This is a genomic window from Paucibacter aquatile (assembly GCF_002885975.1).
Lineage (GTDB): Bacteria > Pseudomonadota > Gammaproteobacteria > Burkholderiales > Burkholderiaceae_C > Paucibacter_A > Paucibacter_A aquatilis.
In genome coordinates this window covers 653,938-666,330 of the sequence record NZ_POSP01000001.1, presented here as the reverse complement: position 1 = coordinate 666,330, position 12,393 = coordinate 653,938, and the positions used below count along the sequence as shown (strand labels likewise).

General features: G+C 64.3%; 10 protein-coding genes, 1 tRNA gene and 1 pseudogene. All 12 read right to left on the bottom strand.

Going from position 1 to position 12,393, the window contains the following annotated elements; all coding sequences use genetic code 11:
• Window positions 1-75: 75 nt before the first annotated feature.
• A tRNA-Pro gene (locus C1O66_RS02895) sits at window positions 76-152 on the bottom strand.
• A 267-nt stretch (window positions 153-419) separates the two neighbouring features.
• Window positions 420-752: pseudogene (locus C1O66_RS24195) on the bottom strand (MerR family transcriptional regulator); the annotation flags it as partial.
• A gap of 34 nt (window positions 753-786) precedes the next feature.
• Window positions 787-1,185 (bottom strand): integration host factor subunit alpha, encoded by a 399-nt coding sequence (locus tag C1O66_RS02885; RefSeq protein WP_102766625.1) that lies wholly within the window; start codon window positions 1,183-1,185, stop codon window positions 787-789.
• Between the two features lie 34 nt (window positions 1,186-1,219).
• Window positions 1,220-3,646: a phenylalanine--tRNA ligase subunit beta gene (pheT, locus tag C1O66_RS02880; protein WP_102766474.1), complete on the bottom strand. Its 2,427-nt coding sequence runs from the start codon at window positions 3,644-3,646 to the stop codon at window positions 1,220-1,222.
• Between the two features lie 60 nt (window positions 3,647-3,706).
• Window positions 3,707-4,744 (bottom strand): phenylalanine--tRNA ligase subunit alpha, encoded by a 1,038-nt coding sequence (gene pheS, locus C1O66_RS02875; protein WP_102766473.1) that lies wholly within the window; start codon window positions 4,742-4,744, stop codon window positions 3,707-3,709.
• Window positions 4,745-4,904: 160 nt separating this feature from the next.
• Complete coding sequence (gene rplT, locus C1O66_RS02870) at window positions 4,905-5,261, bottom strand: 50S ribosomal protein L20 (RefSeq protein WP_102766472.1); 357 nt, start codon at window positions 5,259-5,261, stop codon at window positions 4,905-4,907.
• A 23-nt stretch (window positions 5,262-5,284) separates the two neighbouring features.
• Window positions 5,285-5,488, bottom strand: coding sequence for a 50S ribosomal protein L35 (gene rpmI / locus C1O66_RS02865; RefSeq protein ID WP_102766471.1), 204 nt, complete (start codon window positions 5,486-5,488; stop codon window positions 5,285-5,287).
• A 293-nt stretch (window positions 5,489-5,781) separates the two neighbouring features.
• Window positions 5,782-6,327, bottom strand: a complete 546-nt coding sequence (gene infC / locus C1O66_RS02860) for a translation initiation factor IF-3 (protein ID WP_102766470.1) — start codon at window positions 6,325-6,327, stop codon at window positions 5,782-5,784.
• Between the two features lie 71 nt (window positions 6,328-6,398).
• Complete coding sequence (gene thrS, locus C1O66_RS02855) at window positions 6,399-8,318, bottom strand: threonine--tRNA ligase (protein WP_102766469.1); 1,920 nt, start codon at window positions 8,316-8,318, stop codon at window positions 6,399-6,401.
• A 230-nt stretch (window positions 8,319-8,548) separates the two neighbouring features.
• Entirely contained in the window at window positions 8,549-8,851 is a 303-nt protein-coding gene (locus C1O66_RS02850) for a glycine zipper 2TM domain-containing protein (RefSeq protein ID WP_102766468.1), read from the bottom strand.
• Between the two features lie 113 nt (window positions 8,852-8,964).
• The gene (locus C1O66_RS02845) at window positions 8,965-10,056 is read right to left on the bottom strand and encodes a patatin-like phospholipase domain-containing protein (RefSeq protein WP_102766467.1); all 1,092 of its coding nucleotides are present in this window, start codon (window positions 10,054-10,056) and stop codon (window positions 8,965-8,967) included.
• 19 nt (window positions 10,057-10,075) lie between these two features.
• Window positions 10,076-12,268, bottom strand: coding sequence for a TonB-dependent receptor plug domain-containing protein (locus tag C1O66_RS02840; protein WP_102766466.1), 2,193 nt, complete (start codon window positions 12,266-12,268; stop codon window positions 10,076-10,078).
• Between the last annotated feature and the right edge of the window lie 125 nt (window positions 12,269-12,393).

Genomic DNA, 12,393 nt, shown 5'->3' with positions numbered 1-12,393 from the left:
CGCTGAACACGAAGCCCGAGCCCAATGGAAAACGGGTCAGATGTTTTCACATCTGACCCGTCATCACTTTTTAAATGGTCGGAACGGTGGGATTCGAACTCACGACCCCTTGCACCCCATGCAAGTGCGCTACCAGGCTGCGCTACGCCCCGACTGAGCTTTGCATTATAGGAGCATTTTTATGCTCATGGCAAGAGAGTTTGGCGAATTGCCAATAATTCTTCTTTGACCTGGGCCAGAGTCAGCGGTTCAACCCCACCCAGCACGCCGCCGAGACGCAGCGACATGCCGGCCAACTCGTCCAGACCCGCGGTGCTGCGGGCGGCCGACGGTTGCGCGGCCAGGGCCGCCACGCCAGCGCTGGCGCCCGCGCCGCCGGGCAAGGCCGTGGCGCGCACGACGATGTCGCCATCGTCGAAGCCGGCTTCGTCCTCGAGGCGCTGGGCTTCGTCGGCTTCCTGCTTGAACACCAAAGCCGCAGCGTCGCTGCGGGCAGCGCCGCCTTCCATCAGCTGGTTACGAGCACCGCTGATGGTGAAGCCCTGGTCGTAGAGCAGGCCGCGGATGCGGCGGATCAGCAGCACCTCGTGGTGCTGGTAGTAGCGCCGGTTGCCGCGCCGCTTCATGGGCTTGAGCTGGATGAACTCCTGCTCCCAGTAGCGCAGCACATAGGGCTTCACGCCGCACAAATCGCTGACCTCACCGATGGTGAAGTAACGTTTGGCAGGGATGGCGGGCAGCGCGTTTTCCATGCAAATCAAGGGCTTTCGGTGGGGAGGTCAGACTCTACTCGAAGTCATCTTCCCCGCCTACCTCGCCCTGGACCACGTCCTTGAGCTTGTGGCTGGCATGGAAAGTGACCACATCGCGGGCCTTGATGGGGATGGCTTCACCCGTGCGCGGGTTGCGGCCCGGGCGCGGCGCCTTGCGGCGGATGTTGAAATTGCCAAAACCGGACAGCTTCACATCCTGTCCGCGCACCAAAGTGCTGTGGATGATGTCGAAAAAGGCCTCGACCATGTCCTTGGACTCGCGCTTGTTCAAGCCCAGCTTGTCGAACAGCAGTTCGGCCAGCTCGGCCTTGGTCAAGGTCGGGGTTTCCAGCGTGGGCAGCAGAACGCGGGCCGCGGCGATCAGAGCCTGATCGTCGAGCGCGTCATCGTCCCGGGTGTCGTGTGCAGTCATCAGCGTCTTGCCTTGCTTGCAGTCGTTGCGGCACTCAGCCGCGCAGGCGGGCGCCCAGTTGTTCAGCCAGGGCTGCCACCACGGCCGCCACCGTCTGCTCGATGCGCTCATCGGTCAAGGTGGCCTCGTCGTCCAGCAGCTCCAAGCGCACGGCCATGCTGCGCTCGCCGTCCTTCAGCTCGGCATTGGCCTGCGTGGGCTTGAAGACGTCGAACAAGCGGGCCGAGCGGATCAGGCCGGCGTGGGCGCTTGCAATGGTCTGCATCAGCGCATCGTGGCTGACCTGTTCGCCGACGATGACGGCCAGATCACGCAGCACCGACTGCTGGCGCGGAATCGCCTGTGCCGCCGGCAGCTGGCGCTCCAGCACGGCCGGCAGGTCCAGCTCGAACAGCACCGGCGCGCTGGGCAGCTCGTAGCCCTGGCGCCACTTGGGGTGCAGCTCGCCGATCACGCCGATGTCACGGCCATCCAGTTCGACGCGGGCGCTGCGGCCCGGGTGCAGGGCCGGATGTTGGGCCGGCTTGAACTGCAGCTGGCGCGGCGCGAACAAGGCTTCTAGGTCGCCCTTCACATCGAAGAAGTCGACCTGGCGATCGCGCTGGCTCCACTGCGGCTGGTCCGCCGGGCCGAATGCGAGACCCGCCAGACGCATGGGCTGGGCCACGCCGGCGATGCTGCTGTCGCTCTCCTGCACCGAGGCGTCGCGCAGGAACACACGGCCGATCTCGAACAGGCGCACGCGGCTGGCACGGCGGCTCAGGTTGTGGCGCAGGGCCTGGATCAAACTGCCGATCAGGCTGCTGCGCATCACGGCCAGGGGGGCGGCGATGGGGTTGAGCAGCTGGATCGGGTGGCTGTTGCCGGCCAGCTCGGCCTCCCAGCGGGATTCCACGAAGCTGAAGTTGATGGTCTCGAAATAGTCCCGAGCTGCCACGGCATGGCGCAGCGCATGGATGGCGCGGCGCGATTCCGAGGCCACCTTGGCCACCACCGGCGCCAGCGGCGGGGTGTTGGGCAGGCTGGGGTAGCCCTGCACGCGGATGATTTCTTCGATCAGGTCTTCCTCGATCTGCAGATCGAAGCGCCAGCTCGGCGGCGTCACGGTCAGCACGCCCGGCGCCTCGCTGAACTGCAGGCCCAGACGGCTGAAAACGCGGGCGCAGTCTTCCTGCGTCACCGGCATGCCGATCACCTTGGCGGCGCGAGCGACACGCAGAGCCACCGGCTTGCGCTCGGGCAAGGCGCTGATCTGGTCGTCCAGGGGGCCGGCTTCGCCGCCGCAGATCTCGAGAATCAGCTGGGTGATGCGCTCGATATGCAGGGCCGTGTCGGCCGGGTCCACACCGCGCTCGAAGCGGTGGCCGGCGTCGGTCGAGAAGTTGTAGCGGCGCGAACGGCCGGCCACGGCCTTGGGCCACCAGAAGGCGGCTTCGACGTAGACATTGCGGGTGTCGTCCGACACGGCAGTGGCGTCGCCGCCCATGATGCCGGCCAGAGACTCGGGCGCCGAGGCATCGGCCACCACGCCCACGGTCTCGTCCAGCTCGACGGTGTTGCCATTGAGCAGCTTGAGGCTCTCGCCCTTCTTGGCCCAGCGGATCACCAGCTCACGGTCAATCTTGTCGAGGTCGAAGATGTGCGAGGGGCGGCCCAGCTCGAACATCACGTAGTTGGAGATGTCCACCAGGGGCGCGACGCTGCGCTGGCCGCAACGGGCCAGACGGTCCACCATCCAGGCAGGGGTCTTGGCCTGCGTGTTGACACCACGCACGATGCGACCGGAGAAGCGGCCGCAGAGATCGGCGGCCTCGATGCGCACCGGCAGCTTGGCATCGTGCTGCGGCTGCACCGGGCTGATGGCCGGTGCCTGCAGCGGCGTGCCAGTCAGCGCGGACACCTCACGAGCGACGCCGTACACGCTCAGGCAATGCGCCAGATTGGGCGTCAGCTTGAGGGTGAACAAGGTGTCGTCCAGGTTCAGATGCTCGCGGATGTTCTGGCCGACGGGCGCGTCCAACGCCAGCTCGAACAGGCCACCATGCTCCTCGCTGAGCTTGAGCTCACGCGCCGAGCACAGCATGCCGAAGCTCTCCACGCCGCGCAGCTTGCCCACGCCGATCTTGAAGGCCTTGCCGTCTTCGCCCGGCGGCAGCTCAGCGCCCACCGTGGCCAGCGGCACCTTGATGCCTGCGCGCGCATTGGGCGCGCCACACACGATCTGCAGAAGCTCACCGTTATTGAACGCCGCACCGGCATTGACCTTGCAGACGCGCAGCTTGTCGGCGTTGGGGTGCTGCTCGGCCTCCAGGATCTCGGCGACCACGATGCCATGGAAAGGCGGCGCCACCGGGCGCAGCTCTTCGACTTCCAGGCCCGACATGGTCAGCAGGTCGGCCAGCTCTTGCGTATTCAGCGGCGGGTTGCAGAAGGACCGCAGCCAGGATTCAGGGAATTGCATGTGAAATCTCTTCTTCTCTGCTCTCTCGAGCGTGTTCTGGTGGATGGCGGCGCGCGGGGCTTACTTGAATTGGCTCAAGAAGCGCAGATCGCCATCAAAGAACAGGCGCAGATCATTCACGCCGTAGCGCAACATGGCCAGGCGGTCGATGCCCGAGCCGAAGGCAAAACCAATGTAGCGCTCGGGGTCCAGGCCCATATTGCGGATCACTTGCGGATGCACCTGGCCGGAACCCGAGACCTCGAGCCAGCGGCCTTTCAGCGGACCTGAGCCGAACATGATGTCGATCTCGGCGCTGGGCTCGGTGAAGGGGAAATAGCTGGGGCGGAAACGCAACTCCAGCTGATCGGTTTCGAAGAAGGAGGTGATGAAGTTCAGGTAGACCGACTTCAGGTCCTTGAAGCTGATGTTCTCGCCCACCCACAGGCCTTCGACCTGGTGGAACATCGGCGAGTGGGTGGCATCGCTGTCGACACGGTAGGTGCGGCCCGGCGCGATCACGCGGATCTCGGGCATGGGCTGGCCGGCGTCGATCAGGGCCTTGTGCTTCTTGACATGCTGAACCGCATAGCGGATCTGCATGGGACTGGTGTGGGTGCGCAGCACATGGCCGCCTTCGATGTAGAAGGTGTCATGCATGGACCGGGCCGGGTGATCCTCCGGCGTGTTCAGCGCGGTGAAGTTGAACCAGTCGTTCTCGATCTCGGGGCCATCGGCCACATCGAAGCCCATGGAGCCGAAGATGGACTCGATGCGCTCCATGGCGCGAGTGATGGGGTGCAGGCCACCGGTGCCGCGGGCACGGCCGGGCAGGCTCACATCGAGCGCCTCGGCCTTCAGTTGCAACTCCAGTTCCGCATCGGCCAGGGCCTGACGGCGCGCCGTCAGCGCGGCCTCGATGCCGGACTTCAGCACATTGATCTCGGCACCGCGGGCCTTCTTTTCCTCGACCGGCAAAGCGGCCAGGCTCTTGAGCAACTCGGTCACACGACCGGACTTGCCCAGAAAACGCGCTTTGGCGTTCTCGAGGTCGGCGGGAGTGGCGGCGGCGGCGAATTCGCCTTGGGCCGTCTGCAGCAGTTGATCAAGCTCGTTCATCGCGGTGCCAGTCGGGCGGACTGTCAGAAAAATTCGGGCAACAAATAAAAAAGGCCGACACCCTGGTGTCGGCCTCGAGGGTGCTCACCCCGACCGGCCTGGTAACCCAGGGGCCGGGGCTGCCGCCACCACAAGCCAAGGCTTGCAGCTGAGGGGGCAATTAAGCGAGAGCGGCCTTCACCTTGGCGAAGATGCTGGCAAAACCAGCAGGATCGTTGACAGCCAGATCAGCCAGAACCTTGCGGTCGATGTCGATCTGAGCCTTCTTCAGGCCAGCCACAAACTTGCTGTATGTCAGGCCCAGACCGCGGCTTGCTGCGTTGATACGAGCAATCCACAGGGCACGGAACACACGCTTCTTGGCGCGACGGTCACGGTAGGCGTATTGGCCTGCCTTCATCACCGCCTGTTTGGCGATGCGGAAGACATTCTTACGACGACCACGGAAACCCTTGGCCAGAGCCAAGACCTTCTTGTGACGGGCACGAGCGGTAACACCACGTTTAACGCGAGGCATAGTATTTCTCCTTCAGAAGTCGATCAGAGGCCAGCGAAGGGCAACATTTGAGCCATGTGGCCCATGTTGGTTTCGTGCACGGCCGCAGAGCCACGCAGGTGGCGCTTGTTCTTCGTGGACTTCTTCGTGAGGATGTGGCGCTTGAACGCCTGACCGCGCTTGACGGTACCGCCCGGGCGGACGCGGAAGCGCTTCTTGGCGCTGCTCTTGGTCTTCATTTTGGGCATTTGAGTGCTCCTTTTAAGTGCGTCCCTGAAGGCGGTCACGGGCCTCGTGACACTTGCCAGCCCCCAGGAGACTAATAAGCCCGCCGACGACCAAATCAGCGGGCCAGACTTTGTGCAAGCGATCACTTCAGACCGCTTGTCAAACCGTTTCTAAGTTGTTGGCCTGCTCATGCAAAGATCCGCTCTCGATGCGCAAACTCAAACAACATCATCAATTGAAAACGGGCCACGGCCCGCTTTCAATTGCGCCCCTTGCGAGGCGACAGGGCCCGCCTTGCCGCGGGCCTGGGTGATCAGCGCTTTTTCGGCGCCAGCACCATGATCATCTGCCGGCCTTCCAGCTTGGGCATGTTTTCCACCACGGCCACATCCGACAGTTCATCGCGGATGCGCTCCAGCAAGCGCATGCCGATGTCCTGGTGGGTGATTTCACGACCGCGGTAGCGCAGCGTGACCTTGCCCTTGTCACCATCCTCGGCGATGAAGCGGCGCAGATTGCGCATCTTGATCTGGTAGTCACCTTCGTCCGTACCCGGGCGGAACTTGACTTCCTTGATTTCGATGACCTTCTGCTTGGACTTCGCCTCGGCAGCGCGCTTTTGCTCGATGTACTTGAACTTGCCGTAGTCCATCAGGCGGCACACAGGCGGCGTCGCGGTGGCGGAAATTTCGACAACGTCCACATCCAGTTCGCCTGCCATGCGCAGGGCTTCGTGGATGCTCACAATTCCGAGCGGCTCGTTATCAGGCCCGTTGAGCCGGACTTCAGGAGCCATGATTTCGCGATTCAGCCGATGCTTACGCTCAGGAATGGCTCGACGGTCAGCAAATGTAGCGATGGTGCATACCCTTCAACGAGCCTCAAGGCGGGAGGCTCAAACAAAGCAAAAGCGCGCCGGTCTGACAGCCGTCAGACCTTGTTGGCGATGTCCTGGGTGACCTTCGCAATGAAGTCATTCAGGGGCATCACACCCAAGTCTTGGTTGCCACGGGCGCGCACCGCAACAGCTCCGTTTGCCTTTTCCTTGTCACCGACGACGAGGATGTACGGAACCTTTTGCAAAGAATGCTCGCGGATTTTATACGTGATTTTCTCGTTCCGCAAATCGGACTGGACTCTAAGCCCTTGTTTTTGCAGCGATTTCACGATTTCAGCGACGTAATCGGCCTGCGCATCCGTGATATTGGCCACCACCACCTGGGTCGGCGCCAGCCATGCTGGCAAGGCGCCGGCATGCTGCTCGATCAGGATGCCGATGAAACGCTCCAGGCTGCCGACGATGGCACGGTGCAGCATCACCGGGCGGTGGCGCGAGCCATCTTCACCGACGAACTCAGCATCCAGACGCTCTGGCAGATTGGGGTCAACCTGGATGGTGCCGCACTGCCAGGGCCGGCCCAGCGCATCCTTCAGCGTGTACTCGATCTTGGGGCCGTAGAAGGCGCCCTCGCCCGGCAGGTACTCGAACTCGCAGCCCGAAGCACGCAGGCCTTCGGCCAGCGCCGCCTCGGCCTTGTCCCAGCTTTCATCGCTGCCGATGCGTTGCTCGGGGCGGGTGGACAGCTTGTAGATGATGTTGCTGAAACCGAAGTCCTTGTAGACCTTTTGCAGCAAGGTGGTGAAGGCCATGACCTCGCCCTGGATCATGTCCTCGGTGCAGAAGATGTGCCCGTCGTCCTGCGTGAAGCCTCGCACGCGCATGATGCCGTGCAGGCCACCCGTCGGCTCGTTGCGATGGCATTGGCCGAACTCACCGTAGCGCAGCGGCAGATCTCGGTAGCTCTTGATGCCTTGCTTGTAGATCAGGATGTGGCCCGGGCAGTTCATCGGCTTGAGTGCGTAGTCGCGCTTTTCCGATTCGGTCGTGAACATGTTCTCGCGGTACTTGTCCCAGTGGCCGGTCTTCTCCCACAGACCCTTGTCCAAGATTTGCGGGCCCTTGACCTCCAGATAGCCGTTCTCGCGGTAGACGCGGCGCATGTACTGCTCCACCTCCTGCCAGACCGTCCAGCCCTTGGGGTGCCAGAACACCGTGCCCGGCGAATGCTCGTCGATGTGGAACAGGTCCAGCTCGCGACCGAGCTTGCGGTGGTCGCGCTTCTCGGCCTCTTCCAGCAGCATCAGGTACTTTTGCAGATCGTCCTTGCTGGCCCAGGCCGTGCCGTAGATGCGCTGCAATTGCTCGTTACGGTGATCCCCGCGCCAGTAGGCGCCGGCGACCTTCATCAGCTTGAAGTGCTTGAGCTTGCCGGTGGAGGGCACATGCGGGCCGCGACACAGATCGGTGAACTTGCCTTCGGCATAGAGCGACACGGCCTGGTCGGCAGGTATGCTCTCGATGATCTCGGCCTTGTAGGCCTCGCCGATGCTCTTGAAATAGGCCACGGCCTCGTCGCGCGGCAGCACCGAGCGGGTGACCTTCTCGTCCTTCTTGGCCAGCTCGCTCATCTTCGACTCGATGGCCGCCAGGTCTTCGGGTGTGAAGGGGCGCTTGTAGCTGAAGTCGTAGTAGAAGCCGTTCTCGATCACCGGGCCGATGGTGACCTGCGCCTCGGGGAACAGCTCCTTGACGGCATAGGCCAGCAAGTGGGCGGTCGAGTGACGGATCACCTCCAGCCCATCGGCATCCTTGTCGGTGATGATGGCGAGCTGTGTGTCGGCCTCGATCAGGTGGCTGGTGTCGACCAGCTGCGCCGCATCTCCCTGCCCCACGCGACCGGCCAGGGCGGCCTTGGCCAGGCCGGTGCCGATGGACGCGGCCACCTCGGCCACGGTCACGGCCTGGGGAAACTCACGTTTGGAACCGTCCGGCAATTGAATCGAGATCATCTGAGCTGCTCCGAAAAAACGGTGGCCGGAAAAAGGTGGCCAGAAAACAAAAAAGCGCGGCTGTTGGAGCCGCGCTTTTCTTGGGGTGCTGCGCTGGTGGCAGCTGAGTAAGGACGTGTGAAAGCCGCGGCCGACTAAACCTGTGAAGAGGTGGTCGTAGTTCGCGGTGTCATAACCATCGTGCCTTTCTCGCCCTTGTTCGTTGAAGTGGCACCGATTGTAGCCCCGCTTCAGCGACGGCGCTGTGACCGTTCGATCTCGTGGCCGATGACGGCACCGGCCACGGCACCCACGGCCGTGCCCAAAGCGGGATCGCCATCGCGCGCCAGCTCATGACCAATCACCCCTCCCACCACGCCTCCCGTCACCAGGCCGACGCCACGCGCCGGGCCGTATCCGCGCCCGTCGTAGCCATGATGCCGGTGATGGTGCCCGTGGCGCGGCGGCAGCACGATGCAGGCACTCAGGCTGAATGCCAGCCCCAGCACGAGCGCGCTGCGCAACATCGGACGAAACACAAAGCGAGGCGACATATGAATCTCTCCAGATGGATTGAGTTCACTTGCAACGCCGACAGCACGAGCGCGGTTGGCCACGCTTGCGAATGCTTACATGTCCAAGGTCTATGGACAGGCTGATCTCAACCTCACAGCGGCAGCGCCTGCACGCTGGGCGCGGCGCAGGCGGCGGCAAACTCGTCACGCAAACGCTGGCTCTCGGCAATGGCCTGCAACCAGACGCGCGCGCGACCCGCCGCATCGTCGCCAAAGTGCTGGAAGTCGGCCCGGTCCGGCAGCTTGGCGCGCGGCAGGCGGCGCACCCAATCGGGGTGGGGCGCCAAGACCACCACATTGTCGAGAAAGGGCGTCGCGCCATGGCGGCGCTTCCAGGCTTTGTCCAGCCAGCCCGGCACCACCTGGCGCTGGAAATGCGGGTACAGCACCAGGCCTTCGCCCGCCATGGCGGCGTAGTTCAGGTGCAGGTGGTAGTCGGTGATGCCGCCGTCCCAGTACGCGCCCCGCGGCGCGCCGGGGATGTCTTGCACGGCCTTGAGCCAGAAGGGAATCGAGCAGCTGGCCAGCAAGCTGGGCTGGAAGTTGCGCGCCTCGAGCGCCACCTGCTGGCTGCGGAAGTCCTGCAGCGGTACCGGCAGCGGCGTGCGGGCATCGGAGAACAGCACCCGCTCCAGCCAGCGCCCAAGAGCCGGCCGCGCCAGCGCATTGGCCGCAAAAGCGCCGGCATAGCCCAGCGGTGTGCGCAGCCGCCCTTCCCGACCCAGCAACAAGCCGCGGCCGCGCGAGGTCAGGATGTGCAGGCGCCAGCGCGGATGGCCGAGCACGGCCGCCTCGCGCCCGCCAAAGACCTCATCGAGCTTGGCCGCAAACGCGGCCGACACCGAGGCGGCGCTGGGCGGTTTGCCCGGCTCACTGTCGTAGTGCTGGTGCACATACTCGTAGGACAGGCGGGCGAACTCGGCCTGCGTGGCGGCCGCGTCGGCGCTGAGGCAGGCCGTGGCCATGCGCCAGGCGCCGATGGAGGCACCGATCAGGTGCACCTCCTGCGTGCTGCGCAGCAGCCAGTCGCCAAAGATGAACTGATCCAGCGGCCCGAGGATCAAGCCTTTGGGGCCACCGGCCGCGGCCGGCACCACGCGCACATCCTCGGGCCGCATGCCCCGCTCGGCCAAGCGCGCGCGGGCCCGCGGGCCGGCGAAGATCTGCAGCGCTGGGGCGCTCATCGGCCGCACAGCTCCTGCATCAGAGCTTCATCTCCACATTCAGGCCGAAGAAGCTGCGGCCCTTGCGCAGGCTGCCACTGCCATAACCGCTGCTGAGCAGGGTCTGCGACTGCGCATCCAGCGGCGCCAGATTGTTGGCGGACACGCGCATGGACAAGGTTTTGCTGAAGGTCCACTGGGCAAACATGTCCAGCGCACGCGAGCGCGACTGCTCGACCGTCTGGCTCAGGGTCTGCTGGGTGGTGTAGCCGGGCGTGTAGGCCAGGCTGGCGCCCGTGACCAGGGGCAGATCGCTGAAGCGGTAGTCAAAACCGAGGTTACCGGACCAGGGTTGCTGGCCGTCCAGGCGGTTGTTGGGGCCGGGCAGCGCGTCGACCTTGGACTTGTAGTAGCTCAGCGAGGCACGCAGATTGAGCGCGGTCTTGGCATCGAACCATTGCGGCATCAATTCGCCAGCGCGGCCCTTGACCTCCAGCTCCAAGCCGGTGGTTTGAGCCTTGGAGAAATTGGTCGGGCGCGAGACATAGCGCGGCACGCTGGCCCAGGACACGTTCGACAGGCTGGTGACGTTACGGATCAGGTCATTGACCTGACGATGGAACACGCCGACGCTGACCATGCCACCGCCGGTCAGGTATTTCTCGTAGGCCACGTCCAGGCCGGTGGCCAGCTCGGGCTTGAGCAGCGGGTTGCCTTCGCGGTCCGGCGAGATCTCGGTGTTGGACTTGCTGGTGTCGGTGAACAGGCTGCTCAGGCTGGGGCGGGCCAGCAAGGCATTGAGGTCCGGCGCCTTGTAGCTGCGCGTCAGGCTGGCGCGGATCAGGTCTTTGCCCTTGGGGTCGAACTTGTAGTTCAGGTGCCAGAGGGGGGTCAGAACGGTGCTGGTGTTGCGTACCGGCGCGGCCAGGCCGCGGCTCTCGGTGATGATGCGCTCGCTGCGCAGACCCAGATAGGTGGACCATTGCGGGGACAGCTCCCACTCGTCCTGCACAAACAAGGCCTGGCGGGTGATGCGAGCGCCAAAGGGCTGGCCGTCGAAGTCCGGTAGCTGGAGATTGCCAGCTTCGGTGACCGTGCGGTCTTCCTCACGGCGGCGCCATTCCAGATCCCAACCCACGGTCAGGCTGTGGTCCTCACCCAGCAGCTGGCCAAACTTGCCGGCCTGGGTGAAACCGCGATCGGTGTTGTCGCCGACCGCGCGGCGCAGCTGATTGGCGGGCAGATAGGTCTGGTTGTCGAAGGTGCCGCGCGAACGCTGCACGCCAGCCTTGAGCTCGAGCTTTTGCTCGTCGTTGAAGCGCTTGGACCAGACGGCATTGCCGCGCAAGTTCTGCCAGGTGCCGTGATTCAGGCTGTCGTCATCAAGCACGGCAGCGCCGTTGCTGGACACGGTGTCGTAGCTGTTGCGGTTGTTCCAGAAGCCTTTTTGCAAAAAGGCCTGCAGGGTCAGCGTCTCTTCATCGCTGATCTTCCAGTTCAGGCGCGGCGCTGAGTTGAAGCCATGGCCCCAGTTGGCCTGTTCGCCTTGCTGCACGCTGTTGGAATCCTTGCCATCGCTGCCCGGCATCTGGCGGCTGCTGGTGACATCGTTCTGGCCGCGCCACTGGAAAAAGGACAGCGGCACCGACAAGGCGGCCGAACCGATCTTCTCGCCCAGGGTGAAGGTGGCCGAGGGCGTGGGGCGCACGGCGTTGTAGCCCAGCCCCAAGCGCAGATCGCGCTGCGAGATGCGAGGCGCGTCCTTCAGGATGATGTTGATGGCACCGGCCACGGCCTGGGCGCTCTGGTCGGCAGTGGGCGCCTTGGTCACTTCGATGCGCTCGACCTGCGAAGGGCTGAGCTGGCTCATGTCGAAGCCCGGAGGCGCCGGATCACCGTTGATCAAGATCAGGGTGTAGCCCGAACCCAGGCCGCGCATGCGCGGCGCACCGCCCTGCATGTTCACACCAGGCAGGCGCTTGAGCACATCGGCCACATTGGTGTCACCGAACTTGTCCATCTCCTCGCGGCCGTAGACCTGCTTGGCCACCGGCGATTTGCGGCGCAGATCGGTGTCGGTCTGTGGGCGTGAGGTCAGCTCCACACGCTCCAGCTTGTTGCCCACGGCCGGGCGGTTGTCGCCCAGGCCGGGCACCCCGTCCTGCGCATGGGCGCCGAGGTGGACAAGCGACAGGGCCGAACCGGCCAGCAGCACGCGGCAGGCCAGGTTCACGGAAGTGCGGGGCAGACAACGGTTCAAGCGAGGCTCCAAAACAATCCAGGACAACAAGGCGCGCAGCTTAGCGAGCGCTGCGCGCCGCGTCTGCCGGCTGGCGACCAATCGCGGCTTGCGGGGGC

Bases quoted from the DNA above. Each gene is read 5' to 3' on its own strand.
- C1O66_RS02885 (WP_102766625.1), bottom strand. From the start codon at position 1,185: ATGACTGCACACGACACCCGGGACGATGACGCGCTCGACGATCAGGCT.
- pheT (WP_102766474.1), bottom strand. From the start codon at position 3,646: ATGCAATTCCCTGAATCCTGGCTGCGGTCCTTCTGCAACCCGCCGCTG.
- pheS (WP_102766473.1), bottom strand. From the start codon at position 4,744: ATGAACGAGCTTGATCAACTGCTGCAGACGGCCCAAGGCGAATTCGCC.
- rplT (WP_102766472.1), bottom strand. From the start codon at position 5,261: ATGCCTCGCGTTAAACGTGGTGTTACCGCTCGTGCCCGTCACAAGAAG.
- rpmI (WP_102766471.1), bottom strand. From the start codon at position 5,488: ATGCCCAAAATGAAGACCAAGAGCAGCGCCAAGAAGCGCTTCCGCGTC.
- thrS (WP_102766469.1), bottom strand. From the start codon at position 8,318: ATGATCTCGATTCAATTGCCGGACGGTTCCAAACGTGAGTTTCCCCAG.
- C1O66_RS02850 (WP_102766468.1), bottom strand. From the start codon at position 8,851: ATGTCGCCTCGCTTTGTGTTTCGTCCGATGTTGCGCAGCGCGCTCGTG.
- C1O66_RS02845 (WP_102766467.1), bottom strand. From the start codon at position 10,056: ATGAGCGCCCCAGCGCTGCAGATCTTCGCCGGCCCGCGGGCCCGCGCG.